This window comes from Escherichia albertii NBRC 107761 = DSM 17582, from assembly GCF_000759775.1.
In the GTDB taxonomy this organism is placed as follows: domain Bacteria; phylum Pseudomonadota; class Gammaproteobacteria; order Enterobacterales; family Enterobacteriaceae; genus Escherichia; species Escherichia albertii.
In genome coordinates, this window is sequence record NZ_BBMY01000010.1 from 55,926 (window position 1) to 71,366 (window position 15,441).

A 15,441-nucleotide genomic window follows, 5' to 3' on the forward strand; every position below is an offset into this window, starting at 1 on the left:
AAAAAGCTGGATAACGTGTCAGGCCTCTATCCAGCTCTTCCAGAAACGCCTGATGGCAGCGCTAACTCATCACCATCAGGCTGACCTCTATTACTGTACGGGTGGAATATCCGTAACTTCGGGATGCACATCATCCGTGGCGACAGACGTCGCTGCAGCGGCGGTAGATGGCGCCATGATCTGCTCCCAGGTAGCCTGCAAATCTTTCATGTTAAATTCCGGCTCGCCTTTCGGCTGCAGCAGAATTAACGCCATATCGTTCGACAGTTGCTGGCGCAGATCCTGATTCAACATTTCGACTGTCAGACTATTGAGGAAATCCTGACGCAGCTTCTGATATTGCTCCGGCGCGATATCGACTACCTGATTTTGCAACGAACGCATCCGTTGCCCCATCAGAATATCGGTATCAGCACGAGCATAAGCGGCAAATAGTTTCTGTAACTCCAGTTTCTTTTGTGCAACCAGAGCGTTGAACTCTTCTTCCGGCAGACCTTTATCACGAACTTTCGCCAGTTCACGCGCCACCAGATTAAGGTTGCTGTTCAGCTTGTCATTCGGCGATTCAATGTTAATAGCGCATTGCGCACGTAAATACAGCACGCGACAATCAAATCCAAGACCGATATCTTTGCTGTTATTGGCGCTTAACGTTTGCTGAACGTGCCAGAACAGCGCCTCACGGGCCAGATCAGCGCGCCAGTAGCGCAACAATGCGGCTGACTCACGAATCGGCTGCCACGGGTTATCCCACATAATGGATAACCGATCCTGGCGCACCGTGTCGGTCATAATGCTAACCGCTTCCGCACGCAGTGGAGAAAGGGTTGGCACCGGAGCCGGTGTTTCGCGTTTGCCTTTCAGCTCACCGAACGTTTTGTTGATTTGGTCGATAACCGAACGCGCATCGACGTTCCCCACCACCAACAGCGTCATTGCGTCCGGGGTGTACCATTTCTGGTAGAAGTCTTTAATCTTTTCCGCTTCCACAGGCTGTTTCAGCGGATCGGCAGGATCATGACCTAACAAGGTCGAGCCTTTCAGGCGATAACGCCACCAGCCTTCTTTGGTATCGACAGGCCAGGTTGCCACCATGTCCTGACTTTGCAGCGCATGGTTAACCGTTTCTGGCGTGATGGTTAGCTTGCCAGAGCTATTCGCCAGATAAGAGAGCGCTTCTTTCAGCAAGTCATTACGATTATTTGGCAGACTAAGATTAAATAGCGTGGTGTCATAAGAGACGATCACCGGCGGCATCGGACGCTTAGGGTCAATTCCCTGTTGCCATAATGAGCGCGCCTGCGCCGCTTCCAGACCACCGCTTTGCGTTAGCGCAATACGGGGAATCGCGTGGCTGTAACCGCTCTGTTGTGTACTCTCGGCGAGCGAACCGGTATTAACCAGCAGGCGAATTTCAACACGATCGCTGGGACGCTGAGGCGTGGTCAGAACTTGCCACTGTAATCCGTTGGAGAGCGTCCCCTGTTGCCATGCTGGATCAGGCTGGAGCGCATCTGCCTGCACATAGCCAGCAGTGGCCATCACCAGCAAACCGCCCGCTAAAAGTCGAATTTTTGTGCCCTGCATGTGAACCCCTGATCAACTATCCTGGTAATAAAAGACTGCCCGTTATCGGACAATCTAAATGACGTTAAAAACACTTCGTTTTAGACCGCAAGAACATGGAAATGTCACGGAAGAAGTGAAATAAACCCGATCTCACCCAGGAGGTAAGTTCGGGCACAGGGGTCAATTATGCGCAAACACCCGCACTCGGGGAAGGGAGTGCGGGCATAAGTAGTGAGATTAAGAGGATAATTCGTGCGTTTTGCCATCTGGCGCACGATTATTCAGCACATCATCCAGTTTTTTGTGGTCCAGTTCTTTAACCCATTTCGCGACCACAATAGTCGCCACGCCGTTACCGACCAGGTTAGTCAGCGCACGAGCTTCTGACATAAAGCGGTCAATGCCGAGGATTAGCGCCAGACCCGCCACTGGCAAATGGCCTACAGCAGAAAGCGTTGCCGCCAGCACGATAAAGCCACTGCCCGTTACCCCGGCAGCCCCTTTGGAAGACAGCAGCAACACGATTAACAACGTGATTTGGTGGACGATATCCATCTGACTGTTAGTCGCCTGAGCGATAAACACTGCCGCCATCGTCAGGTATATCGATGTCCCATCGAGGTTAAACGAATAGCCAGTTGGGATAACTAACCCCACCACCGATTTCCGGCAGCCGAGTTTCTCCATTTTGTCGAGCATACGCGGCAGCGCCGATTCGGAAGAAGAGGTCCCCAGCACAATCAGCAACTCTTCACGAATGTAACGGATAAATTTGAAAATGCTGAAGCCGGTCGCTTTGGCAATAGAACCCAGTACCAGTACCACGAACAGAATACAGGTGATGTAGAAGCAGATAATGAGCTGCCCCAGTTGCACCAGTGTTCCGACGCCGTATTTACCGATGGTAAACGCCATCGCCCCGAACGCGCCAATGGGCGCCAGACGCATGATCATATTGATGATGCCGAAGATGACCTGCGAGAAACTTTCGATAACGTTAAAAATCAGTTGGCCTTTGCTGCCCAGACGGTGAAGTGCAAAGCCAAACAATACGGCAAACAGCAGCACCTGCAGGATATTACCGCTGGCAAACGCGCCAATGACGCTCGCCGGAATGACATCCATAATGAAGGCGACAATGCCCTGGTCTTTCGCCTGCGCGGCGTAAACGGCTACCGCTTTCGCATCAAGACTCGCCGGATCGACGTTCATCCCAGCGCCAGGCTGGACGACGTTAACGATGATAAGGCCAATAATCAGCGCGATAGTACTGACTACCTCAAAATAAAGCAGAGCAACGGCACCGGTACGACCGACCGCCTTCATGCTTTCCATGCCCGCAATGCCAGTTACAACAGTACAAAAGATGACAGGAGCGATGATCATCTTAATGAGCTTAACGAACCCGTCGCCAAGCGGTTTCATTTGCTCGCCTATTTCAGGATAGAAATGGCCAAGGAGAATACCAATGGCTATCGCTGTCAGGACCTGAAAGTAAAGGCTTTTAAACAGAGAGGTTTTCATAGGGTGTCCTTTAGTAAAACCACAGGTCTTGTAAGGTTATGGGGTACCTGCGGCCTTAAAATAACACCCAGACAACATCGCAGAAATGTACCTGGATCATAATTGAAACAATAATGTTAAAAAGTTTGAGCTAGCTCGCACAAACCAGCACTTTTTAAAGTTTTGTAATCAGTTTGAGGTAACTACTTTTCTTCCAGGTAACTCTCTTCGAAGATTTCGATAGGGAGTGGACGCGCAAACAGGAAGCCCTGAGCAATGCCGACGCCCGCTTTTGCCAGCCAGTCACGTTGCGCTTCTGTTTCCACGCCTTCAGCAATAATTTGCAGATTCAGGCTTTTGGCCAGCATGATGATTGCGGCAATCATGCTGCTATCTTCCGGTAAACCATCGACAAACATTTTGTCGATTTTCAGCACGTCGATCGGCAACGATTTCATATGCTGCAACTGACGCAGCCCTGCATAACCCATGCCGAAATCATCCAGCGCCACCTGAACGCCTGCGTTACGTAGTGGGCGAAGGATCGCCACTGCCGCATGCGGGTCATCAATACGTCGACTTTCTGTGACTTCCAGAATCAGTGTCCCAGGCTGAATGCGATAACGGGTCAGCAGCTCCAGCATATCCGGCACCATATTCGGATGCATAAGCTGTAAGGCCGAGAGATTCACTGACAGCGGCAGCATAAAGCCGCGTTCCTGCCAGGCAGCAAGCAGTCGGCAAGACTCCTCCAGCACCCAATGACCGACGGCCACCATCAGCCCACAGGATTCAATGCGATCGATTAGTCCATCCGGTAATTCCCAACGACCATCCGGTTGTTGGATACGCAGTAGTACTTCCGCACTGACTATCTTGCCGCTGGTCATCTCCACCTGCGGCTGCAACCAGACAGCAAACTTATGATTTTCCAGCGCATTAAGGATGTCGCTCTCTTCAGTCAGCCGTTGCTGAGCGGCCTCCATCTGTTGCGGATCGTAGAACTGAATCTGGTTCTTGCCTTTATGTCGCGCAGTAAACGCCGCAGAAATAGCACGGCTATAAAGTTGTTCGGCGGTGAGATCGCCATAGTACATCGCCACGCCGATACTACAGTGCGGACGCAGTTGAATACGTTCAATCGGCAAGCGCTCACACATAATAGTGAGCACTTGCTGACCTAAAGTAATGGCGTGCCACGGTTCCTGCACGCCATTGGCGATAACAGCAAAGTCGTAACCACTGACCTGTGCGAGGATCATACGTGGCGACAGTACCGATTTGAGTTTCTCCACCAGCGTCAGCAGCAGGATTTCCCGTTGCGCCTCTTCCAGCACGCCCGCAGTATCGCGCAGAGTCTCGCAGGTGATGATCATCAACGCAGTGGTTTGTTTACGTGCCACCACCTGTTCCAGCATCTCCATCAGCAATGCTTTATTCGGTAGATCTGAAACCGGGTAGCGCATCGCATTCTCATTCTGTTCTTCATAATGGCGCTGTAACAATTGCTGATTGAGGTTATAACTGCGCACCAGCATACCGATTTCATCATCCTGGTGCAGACGCGGCAGAGCCAGTTGATGACCGATAATCTCCTGTGGAGGGATCGCGTTAAGTTCACGGGCGATATTGCGTAATGGATGCAAAATCAGTCGGTTAATGCACCAGCTAATCGCTACTGTCAGAATTAATGACAATAGTAAGTAAATGGTCACTAACGTAGAAAGGGTACTCATCACGAACTTGTACATGCGAAAAGAGTCCGACTGAAGCACCAGATAGGCAATCGGCTGTGGATTTGCCGGTCGTTCCAGTGAATAGACGCCCAGCGAGATTTGTACCGGTAGCTCAAACAGTCGGGTGACCATCACCGGCACCGGACGCTCTGGTATGAAACTTTTACGCAACGCCTGAAACTGGTTAGGTAACACAACATCGGCGCGGCTGACCACGCCCGCCGGTTTAATGCTGGCAAGAATCGCTTCCGCCTGGGGAATATCCCCTTTCAAAATGGCGGAAGATAAGGGTTCGCGGACAGAGCGGGCAATGCTTTCCAGTTGCGTAGCCGTGTTATAGCGATTCTGCTGCACCAGATGGAACAGCAAAACGGTGCAAAAGATAAAAACGAACACCAGGACAACGGCTGCCACCATTGCCATCTGCTTGATTGTTAACGAGCGACTTACGCGCAAATTGTCTCCCCCCGGAAATCCCAGATTGCCGCCCGAGTATACCCGATCGCGGCGGCATTAAGAGAGGCGCTATCTGAAAACTTACCAGTCGGCGTAAGGTATTAGCGGCTGCGGCGGTAAATCCATATCACCTTGCCATCCAGCGGCGGAATACCGTACATAAAGCTGGAAATGGCTTGGTGCATAATCCTTCGCTTTCTGGATATCAATCGCCGTACCAACAAACCAGTTAGACGTGACGCGTCGTTCAAGTAACGCTCGCGCCGTGTAACCAAAGCCCTGGCTGCTGCTACCACTGTTGGATTGCTGCGCTGCTTCTTCCTGCCAGTCGGTCGGGATCAGGTTCATCAGCGGATAACGCGGCATGGTTTTGGTCCGTGAGTGCGACCATGAGCCTGAAGCGCCCAGCTCCCACGACCAGTTTTCCGTCCGTTCCCGCCACATCACCGGCACCGCAAACGACAGGTATTCCTGCGGGCTATAGTAGCCGCCCTGACCCAGTGAGTACCCACTCAGGTCTTTGTCGTAATGCCAGATCATATTGTTAAGACCAATGGTCACACGGCGATTATTCTCGTTGATGATTTTATAGTAATAGCCCGTCATCCAGCGCACGCGCCAGTTATCTCCGACATTTTTACCGGTTAACCGATCGCCGCTAAGTGATGCCCAGACACCGTTCGCCTCGCCTCTGTCATAGCTCAGGCTTATCCCTGCGCCATCGGCACGCACGCCGCCCCATTTTTTCCTGGTATTACTCGGAGAGTCTTTTTGCCCGCCGAAGGCCAGCATTGAACTGGAGACAGGTCGACGATGCGCGTCAACGGTATAGCCAAGCGGACCGATATCATCGCTGTAGCTAATACCGCCAACCACATCTACCACGTTGAACCCCATCGGCGTGGTGCCAATATCCCAGCTCCAGGTATTGTTACGCCAGCCAACCGCAACGCTGGCGCCAGAATCTGACTGACTGCGATTGCCGCTACAGTCCTGCAACGTACAGGTTCCCCAGTTATCATCCCATTTACCATCGGCATTAGTGGAGAAACTGCCGACGTTCATATTGACGAAATCACTGCGAAAGAACATTCGCCCGTCGGAATACGGCGCATCCACCTGCAACATGGTGGTATGGGCTTTCAGATCGGAGTAACCGCCAGTACCGCTTGAGCCCCAGTAATCATGCTCAAGAGTGACGTTAAGATCCTGCTGACGATAAAGATCTGCCGCATCGCTGCGTACGCCGCGTTTCAGCCAGTCGTCTTTCTCGTCATTACGGGTAAGGCGGGTAAAGGTGTCGTTATCCTGCGGACGCGTCGTCGTCACACCGGAAGCGATCATCGCGTCTTTGTAGGTTTCCAGCGCCTGTTGCGGTTCACCTGCCTGCGCCTCAAATTTTGCGCCATCGCGCAGTATCATCGCGCTTTCCATCGACGGCGGCTGAGATTTTGCCTGCGGGATCAACGTATTAAATGTCCGCTGCGCTGCTGCGGTATCGCCAAGCTGCGCCTGCACCAGCGCCACGCGCCGCTGAGTGTTCAGCGAGGCGTTATCGGTGGCGGGAAGTTTCGCCAGTTGGCTGCGCGCCGCCGCTTTGTCGCCTGCGGCAATATCGACTTCCGTCAGGCCAAGAATGGCATCGGCGTTATTCGGCTCCCGCGCCAGCACATTCTGATATGCCGCGCGGGCGGCGGCGTCATCGCGTCGCTGTTGCGCCCAGTCAGCCAGCGTAAGATCAATGCGCGTGGAAGGCGGTTGCTGGCGTAGCATCGCCTCCGCATCCTGTTCTTTGCCGCTGTCTCGTAGACGATTAGCCGTTTCCAGTACCTGATCGCTTTGCAGGCGATTCACCAGTTCCTGAATGTTGCCGTTCCACTGGGCGCGCGGCAGATTGTTGATATGCGCCAGCGCTGCCCGTTCCTGATCGTGACCGGAGAGATACAGTCCGTAAGCGTAAACCTGGTCCGGGTCGTTCGGCTTCTGTTGCGCCAGGTTACGCATTAACGTATCAGCCTGGGTGCGTTGTCCGGCCTGCCAGAGATCCTGCGAGAGCCGGTAAGTTACCCACACACTGCCGGGGTCCAGCGCCAGTCGTTGCCGCTGAAGTGCTGCCGCCTGCGCCCATTTCCCCTGATTTTCCAGTGCCTCCGCCTGTTGTGATAAGCGATCGTTTTGCAGACTGCGTTCAATATCATCAATGCTGCGCCGTTGGCTGGCAGAGAGCGATGCAATAAACGCTTCGGCTTTTTCTGGCGATTGCTGCCGATAAATGTTCGCCAGTCCACGCACGGCGTTGGTGTTGCTGCTGTCCATGCGCAGGGTCTGCTGATAATAACGTTCGGCGGCGGGGTAATCTTTTCGCGCCATTGCCACATCGCCCAGCCCCAGCACCGCATAGCTGTCGGTGTTATCGACATTGCGTGCCTGCTGGAACAGGCGTTCCGCCTGATCAGGATTGTTCGCTTTCAGTGCGGCATCACCCTGTTGGATCGCCAGCCAATAACGGTTCACTTTCAGCAAACTGTTCCATTTGTCGTTGTTGCTGCTGTGCGGGTCCAGCGCGAGGGCTTTTTCCAGATTCGCTACCGCATTCGCGCGATCGCCTTTCTGGGAATACGCCTGGCCCAGCGCCCCTAGCGCTTCACTGTCTTTCGGATTCGCCCGAACGGCCTGTTGCAATTCAGGAATGGCTTTACCTGCCATGCCAGAATCCACCGCCGCTAAACCTTGCGCACGAGCACGAAAAGCGGGATCGGCCAGTTGTTTTTGTTGTTCCGCCAGTTGCGACTGCGCGGCAGCCACGCTATCGCCATCGCTGAAAACAGAGAGATATTTTTTCAGCGCCTGCACGCTGGCATCACTGACAGGCATGTCTTTAATCTGTGAATACCAGATCTGAGAGGCGCCATCGCGCCCGGCGTCGGATTTTGCCATCTGCTCCAGCACGGCAAAACCTTCATCGCGACGGTCGCTGCTGAACAGCAATAAGGCCAAATTATTTTGCAACCCGGTGTTGCCTGGTGTATCCGCATTAATACGTTTTAGCTGATTAATCGCTTCACCGCGGCGGGCCGGAATTTTCGCCACGGTACTCCAGTATTCCACCGCCATATCTCCTTCCGGCAGCGTACCGTTAAACAGTTTGTCGTATCCCGCCACCGCCTCTTCAGCATGTCCGGTGGTCGCCAGGAGACGCGCTTGTTGCAGCGCCTGACGACCCTCTGGCGTGGAAAGCAGCATGATGGTACGCGACGACTTATAGGCGTTTGAACTCGGTGCTAATTGCGCTAATCGGTTGAGTTGTTTTTGTGCGCCATCCACATCGCCCTGACGTAACAGAGAGCGGAAACGGGCGGCGACAACCTCCGGGTTATTGGGATCGATCAGTTCCAGACGATAAAGCGACTGTTGTACCAGATCCTCACGATGCGTCGCTTCACCCAGCCGGACTTGCTCCAGTAGCTGTTGCTGAGCAGTTGGCGCCGCCTCGACCATCGGCATCACTGCCAGCCCGAGAGAAAGTGTGAGTATATTTAGTGTGAATTTGCGCATTCCTGGCCCCAGTCAGGTAATAACTCACCTTTTGTCGAAAAACGGAAACGGTGTTGATCCCAGCCTTGTCCAAACAAGGTCAGCACAGAGTTGTAATAGGCATCGCTGCCGGGGAGGTTATCGGCAACACGCTGGCGCTGTACGGCCTGCGCATCACGGTTTTGCAGAAATGGCAGCATGGCGGCAGAAAATCCCTCCGGCCCTGTTCCTTGTGCTTTCCCCATGGCAACATCCACTTTTTCCGGTGGATAGCCGTTTTTCTCGGTGAATGTTGCCATCGGTTTAAAACGGCTAAGCAGCCGCGCTTTTTGCGGATCGCTATCAGGCATCATGCCGACCCACATATAAACCCGAATAGCATCGTAGCTGCTGATCAGCGTTTTTTCGGCTTTTAGCTGCCAGCCTTTATCTTTCTCATAGCGTACCCAGTCTGGCGAAAACCCTTTCGGCGCAGTTTCCAGCAATAAACGCTGATTGGTTTCTCTCAGCGTGGTCCACGGCGCGCCGAAGCGGGTGAAGTAGTGTGCCAGCGTCGGTGGCAGATAACTCGGGTTAAAGCGCCAGGTGTTATCCTCGACAAAGCCGACTTTGCCTGGTAACAGCATAGAGCCCAGTCCAGGAACCGTCACAACCTCTTCTTGCGCGATGCGTTTTAGCAACGCACTGCCAATGTCGGTATAGCGTTGCTCTTTCCACAATCGTCCCGCTTCCAGCAATGACCAGGCCATCCAGATATCGCCATCAGAGGCCGAGTTACTGTCCAGCACTTCCCATTTCGTATTCTCTTTCTTTCCCCACAGCCAGGCGGGCAAATGTTCTTTTAATGATCCCTGGGCGAGATTGTTCTGCGTCCAGTCGAGAAGGTTATCGAAAGCGGCACGGTCGTTAGCCGCCAGGGCAAAGAACATACCGTAGCTTTGCCCTTCGGAGGTGGTGATTTTACGCGCGTCGCTGGGATCAATAACGCGTCCTTCCTGACTGATATAATCCTTTTTAAACTGCTCCCAGGCAGGCCAGTTGCAGGCTGCCTGCACGCTAAAGGCAGCCTGCAGCAACATCGTCACGATTCCATTACGCAGAACATTCATCATCAATTACTCGTTATCCGGGTTAAGACGACGACGGCTGATAATTCGCAGCAGACGCCACAGTACCCAGGCCAGCAATACCACGCTGATTGCCGCCAGTACCGCCAGCAGAATCGGATGGTTCGCCAGTGCGTACCACAGGCGCTCAAACCACGGCAAATGACCGACGTAATAGATATCACCCACCCGCAGGCTGTTAATGCCCGATTCGCGGCTCACCGCGACGGAACCAAACATAGTGGCGCGTTTTCCGCTGTCATTCACCGCATCGTTAAGCATCTCATAACCACGCGGGCTGTCTGCCAGCAGCGCAACCACACTGCGCTGGTCGTTATATGGCGACTGGAAGCCAATTACCGCCGCCATCGCGCCGGAAGAGGTCAGCGTTGACTGTGTTTCTGCCGCGCGGTCGTTTTCATCAGGCACAATGCCGGGGAACGGCGTCTGACGCATCGGTGTTTTCACCCAACTTTCCGTGGCCTGCACCAGCATATCGATCTGCTTGTCGTCTTTCAGTTTTTCCGGGATACCGCCGATAATCATGATATCGGCATCTTTCCCCTGAATAGCGCTGCCATCGTCGGTTACGGTCAGATTAATCGCCGGGAAACCCGTTTGCGCGCCGATAAAACCAACGGTATTCAGCAGCGTTTCCATCTGCGCTTCATTTGGCGTTTTCGGCATCACTGTGATGGTTTGTGACAAATCCGCCATCCGACTGAACGGAAAACCCGCGTTAGCAAAGGCCCGCAGATCCGGCATCGGAATGAAGTGGTAATACTTCGAGAAGTCGATGGTGGAATCGTCGCCAATAACTACGTGATTCTGCACTGGCTGGAAGGTAATACAGTTATCCACCGAACCGCTCGGCATCGGATTCATATATTCAAAGTCGAAGCGCAACTGGTTGGTCGCTCCCAACTTCAACGCCGGAATAGAGACATCCATTTTACCATCCAGCAAACCTTGTAACACCGGAATACGCAACAGCAGGCGGTTCGCCTCCTGTTTGCTGCTCAGGTTGAAAGATTGCAGGAACTGATTATTCAGACTGATATCCATCCGTGAACTGTCTTTCACCGACGGCATGGTGTAGCGATAGTTGATATCCATATCGATGCCCGTGCTACGCATCAGATAGAGATCCGGCGGCAGGTTCAGCGAAATGTTAATTGCCGCGGGCTCCAGCCCGCTGGACTGTAATTGCTCTTCATAGGTTTTCAGTTCACCAAAAGTAACCGGACGATCTGTACGCACCCAGTTCGGCGCATCGTACGGCTTACGCGGTAGCAGTGGTTTCACTTCATGCACTACCACACTTTCACCACGGAACAGAATATTGCCCTGAGCGATGCCTTTTGCCGCCTGCAACAGGTCTTTGTCATCACGACCAAATACCACCAGCAGTTTGACGTAGGGATTTTGCGGATGGTTGATCATCTCAATCACCGGGGCTTTTACCGCCGGATGATCGCGCAGGAAGTCCGGGCGTTTGTCGTTAGTAGCAAAAACAATCGCATTACGATCCGGCAGTTGATTATAGAGCACCGGGAAGTGCTGACCACGCCAGCCAGAGCGCGAACCAAACCAGGAAGCCACAATTGCCGAAGCCTGTTGCAAATCCGTATCCGGCGAACCAGCAAAAACCATTGGCAGCGTATTCGTGCGGTTATCTCGTGGATCGAAGAACGGAATCGGGAAGTGCGACAGATCATTCTGCAGATTTAACGTCTGGTAAGTCAGCTCTAATCCGCTATTGCGCCCGACGTCAAGCCAGAGCGTAGAACTGGCGGGGTTTTCACAAACATTCTGATAATGACCAGCGAACTCCAGCCGCACGCGGTTGAAATCGGTGATAAACAGTGGGTTAATCGGCATCTGTGCCAACGTTTTTTTACCCAACTGTTCTTTGGTCACGGGCAGCACGCCCATCAGTTCATCATTGAGATAAACCTTTAACTGCGACTGGACAGGCAGTAACGATGGCGATGGCGTGTATTCGAGGTTGAGCATCGCCTTCGTCACCACTTCATCACTGCGCATGCCGAACTCAATACTGCCGTTCGGGTTGATACCACGTAGCACCATGCTGCCCGGCGGCGGCGCGATTTGCGCAAAAGTCAGCTTCACATCCCGCGAAGGACCATTCTGCGCCACAATTGGCGCATTCGCTCCCTGTACGCCTGGCATCACCTGGCCCACCTGCGGGCTTTGCTCCGCCTGGGCAGGCACGGCTGGCTCAGCATTGATCAGTGGTTGCGTTGCTGGCGTCGCCTGCGTCATAAAAGAGGGGAACGCACTTATCCCCATTGCCACTGCACAAATCCAGAATAGTTTTCTTTTCATCGCGTTATCATCATTGTTGAGCCAAAGCCTGATCCGATGGTTGTTCCGTTTCACTCCGCTCCGGGCGGTGTGGAATGAACGATACAACCCAGGAAACCAGAGAAGTCAGCACGCGGAAAATGCCTTTCACCGAAGACGGAGCAAACTCCGCCAGGTGGCGATAACCACGGAAGCCGAGCTTCAGAATATCCAGCAGACTTTCCAGCGGCTTATCTTCCGGGTAGCTGTCCTGCCAGAGCGCCCATGTATCCGCACGGGCAAACGTACACTGCACAAAATCAATATGTTGTTGGGTAGTCAGCGGCATCAATTGCAACCCAACTTCATGCCCCATTACACGCGCCACCTGCGTCGGGAAGACATATTCTTGCTGTCCGCGTTTGAGCAGCAAATTCACCTTCTGTCCTTCCAGAATCTGCGCCTGACCGTTGATCTTGACCCCCAGTCCACCGTCAGAAAAGTCCTGAACGGTGCAAGAGAAGAGGTGTCCATCTTCCCGGGCAATCGCCGCTGGCATCGTCATTTCTACACGGTGTGAACGACGGACCTGCTTGCTTTCTACCGATACCGCCACCGCGCCGCCGAGAATAATCAGGTTGTAAAAAACCCACACCATACTAACGATAACAGTGAGCATTTCCGTCGGCGGACCATAGAAGTAACGCCAGATGCCGACAGCGACACCCACCAGGTTGAGCAGTACGAGGAAGATGTATGGGCGCGAAATCACCCAGTCGACATACTCTTCCTCCACCAGCCCGCCTTTGGCGGTGACGTTAAATTTGCCTTTATGCGGATTTATCAGCGCCACCAGCGTTGGCGGCGCGATATACCACGCCAGCACCGTTTCGTAGATTTCACTCCAGAAGGAGTGACGATATTTACCCTGAATCTTCGAGTTGGTCAGGCTGGCGTGAATCATATGCGGCAGCACAAACAGAGCGATCATCAACGCAGGCGCATAGATGATGTAGGCATGAAGCAGCAGAAACGCCAACTGTGCGGTCAGAAAGATCAGCCGTGGAATACCCGACAAAAAGTGGAACATGGCGTTGACGTAGCACAGCCGTTGCGCGAACTTCAGCCCTTTACCGGTAAGTGGGTTATCAAGACGGAAGATTTGCACCATCCCGCGCGCCCAGCGAATACGTTGACCGATATGTGCCGAAAGGCTTTCGGTCGCCAGCCCTGCCGCCTGCGGAATACGCATATATGCGGAGGTATAGCCACGACGGTGTAAACGCAACGACGTGTGCGCATCCTCGGTTACGGTTCCAACAGCAATGCCGCCTATCTCATCCAGCGGCTTACGACGAATCACCGCACAGGAACCGCAGAAGAAAGTGGCATCCCACATATCGTTACCGTCCTGCACCAGACCGTAGAACAGCGTGCCTTCGTTCGGCGTCTTACGAAAACGCCCAAGATTGCGTTCAAACGGGTCCGGTGAGAAGAAATGGTGCGGCGTCTGCATCATCGCCAATTGCTTCTCTTTCAGGAACCAGCCCATGGTCATTTGCAAAAACGAACGTGTGGGTACGTGGTCGCAGTCGAAAATCGACACGAACTCACCTTTGGCATATTTCAGCGCGTTATTGATGTTGCCCGCTTTCGCATGTTCATGGGTGGTACGGGCGATATATTTCACCCCCACGTTTTGTGCAAACTGGCGAAACTCTTCCCTACCGCCATCATCGAGGATCCAGATAGTTAACTTATCTTTCGGCCAGTCGATGCCCAGCGAGGCGTAAATGGTGTTTTTCACCACATTAAGATCTTCGTTGTAAGTCGGCACAAAAATATCCACCGATGGCCACAGCGACATATCTTTCGGCAGCGGTACTGGCTGACGATTCAACGGCCATACGACCTGGAAGTAACCGAGTACCAGCACAATCCACGCATAGGTTTCAGCAAACAGCAGGATTAACCCGCACACCAGGCTAACCGGATCGTCCCAGTTCAGCGTGGAGGTGTAGCGCCACCAGATATAGCGGCAAGAGACGGTGAGTGACAGCACAATCAACATCAGCGCGGAGAAACGCCCCGGCATCCGCCGTACAATTAGCGCTACGCCCCACAGCAACATCAGGAAGATAAATTGTGATAGCGGATTAAACGGCTGGGTGACGCAAATCAGCGCCAGAATCAGCGAGAAGGTGACGATAATGCCAAGAATAAAACGCCGGGCTCCAGCACTCAGATGACCGAGTTCTTTTTTCCCATCAAGATGTTGCGTGTTATGGCTGAAGCGTCCCGGAAGCTCATCCATCCATTGATGGTAACGCTCACGGATATTCTGTAGACCTGAAAATGCCCGCCAGCGCGGTTTCGGCGTTTCTCTGTGTGACGCGCTGATCAGCAACCAGCCGGTCTGAATAGCATAACGGATCGGGTCCAATGGACGCGGACGTGAGGCATTGATATGGGGAAACAGGATTTTATGTTGTGCGCGAATACGATGCCAACGCGGATGCTCCAACGGGATAAATATCCAGGCGAGGATCAACCAAAAACACCCGAGCGTCGCGCTGAAAGCCGACGCGCCGTGGCGACGATAATCCCGATAATGTCCGATAAGCCGCGCATTAACCGGCGGAATAAGCAACCACCGGGTCAGGATACTCATGATGCGCCCCCGACTGGCGTTTTCAGCCCGGAATAGTTCAACAGACACCAGTTTGCCAGCGTCAATATTTCTTCTGCCGCCAGCGCATCACTGCGGTATTCGCCCAATGGCTGTTTCGCCGCCAGACATTCAGCCATCGCTTCATCGCGATGGATGAGCATCGGCAACAGACGCCGTTGGCTTTGTAACCAAAGCTGGTAAATATCATCCTGAATCTGGCTGCCAACGCGGAAATCATTAATCAAAATATGTGCATTGGCAGGCAGTGCTTGCTGATGCAGCCGAATATGGCAATTAGCGTCCACTTTGACAATCGCCAGGATGTGATCGCACAGACTCAGCAACTGATGAGTGATTTGCGAGGCGTCGTGCGGTAAATCGAGCAAAATCCATTGATAGCGTCCGCTAGCCTTCAGTTGCTGAAGGCCGGAGCAGATCTCGCCCAATCGGCATTGCCAGTGCTGGGGATTTCCTTGTTCTTCAATGGATAACTGGCCAAAAGGCAGTAGATCGAGCTGTGAGGTATAGCGTAACCCGGCGTCACGCCAGTCCTGGCCGT

The 15,441-nt window shown here is 53.3% G+C and carries 8 protein-coding genes; all 8 read right to left on the reverse strand.

Features of this window, described 5'->3' with window-relative positions:
- Positions 1-90: 90 nt before the first annotated feature.
- Positions 91-1,587 (reverse strand): M16 family metallopeptidase, encoded by a 1,497-nt coding sequence (locus tag EA14781_RS03345; protein ID WP_001163173.1) that lies wholly within the window; start codon positions 1,585-1,587, stop codon positions 91-93.
- A 219-nt stretch (positions 1,588-1,806) separates the two neighbouring features.
- Positions 1,807-3,093, reverse strand: a complete 1,287-nt coding sequence (gene dctA, locus EA14781_RS03350) for a C4-dicarboxylate transporter DctC (protein ID WP_000858223.1) — start codon at positions 3,091-3,093, stop codon at positions 1,807-1,809.
- Between the two features lie 182 nt (positions 3,094-3,275).
- Positions 3,276-5,264 carry a biofilm formation regulator HmsP gene (gene hmsP / locus EA14781_RS03355; protein WP_001266334.1) on the reverse strand — a complete coding sequence of 663 codons (1,989 nt, stop codon included), beginning with the start codon at positions 5,262-5,264 and terminating at the stop codon, positions 3,276-3,278.
- An 81-nt stretch (positions 5,265-5,345) separates the two neighbouring features.
- Positions 5,346-8,819, reverse strand: coding sequence for a cellulose synthase complex outer membrane protein BcsC (bcsC, locus tag EA14781_RS03360; protein ID WP_001225173.1), 3,474 nt, complete (start codon positions 8,817-8,819; stop codon positions 5,346-5,348).
- Positions 8,801-9,907 carry a cellulose synthase complex periplasmic endoglucanase BcsZ gene (bcsZ, locus tag EA14781_RS03365; RefSeq protein WP_024164667.1) on the reverse strand — a complete coding sequence of 369 codons (1,107 nt, stop codon included), beginning with the start codon at positions 9,905-9,907 and terminating at the stop codon, positions 8,801-8,803. Before bcsZ ends, bcsC begins: the two co-directional genes overlap by 19 nt.
- Before the next feature lie 6 nt (positions 9,908-9,913).
- On the reverse strand, positions 9,914-12,253 hold the full coding sequence (bcsB, locus tag EA14781_RS03370) for a cellulose biosynthesis cyclic di-GMP-binding regulatory protein BcsB (protein ID WP_002460209.1): 2,340 nt from the start codon (positions 12,251-12,253) through the stop codon (positions 9,914-9,916).
- Positions 12,254-12,263: 10 nt separating this feature from the next.
- Entirely contained in the window at positions 12,264-14,882 is a 2,619-nt protein-coding gene (gene bcsA / locus EA14781_RS03375; RefSeq protein WP_000025844.1) for a UDP-forming cellulose synthase catalytic subunit, read from the reverse strand.
- A partial coding sequence (bcsQ, locus tag EA14781_RS03380; RefSeq protein WP_042335359.1) for a cellulose biosynthesis protein BcsQ occupies positions 14,879-15,441 on the reverse strand: 563 nt, incomplete at its 5' end. The genes bcsA and bcsQ, both read right to left, overlap by 4 nt.

What these genes read in the sequence shown, in the direction of transcription:
- bcsB (WP_002460209.1), bottom strand. Translation starts at nt 12,253, where the DNA reads ATGAAAAGAAAACTATTCTGGATTTGTGCAGTGGCAATGGGGATAAGT.
- bcsA (WP_000025844.1), bottom strand. Translation starts at nt 14,882, where the DNA reads ATGAGTATCCTGACCCGGTGGTTGCTTATTCCGCCGGTTAATGCGCGG.
- EA14781_RS03345 (WP_001163173.1), bottom strand. Translation starts at nt 1,587, where the DNA reads ATGCAGGGCACAAAAATTCGACTTTTAGCGGGCGGTTTGCTGGTGATG.
- bcsZ (WP_024164667.1), bottom strand. Translation starts at nt 9,907, where the DNA reads ATGAATGTTCTGCGTAATGGAATCGTGACGATGTTGCTGCAGGCTGCC.
- dctA (WP_000858223.1), bottom strand. Translation starts at nt 3,093, where the DNA reads ATGAAAACCTCTCTGTTTAAAAGCCTTTACTTTCAGGTCCTGACAGCG.
- bcsC (WP_001225173.1), bottom strand. Translation starts at nt 8,819, where the DNA reads ATGCGCAAATTCACACTAAATATACTCACACTTTCTCTCGGGCTGGCA.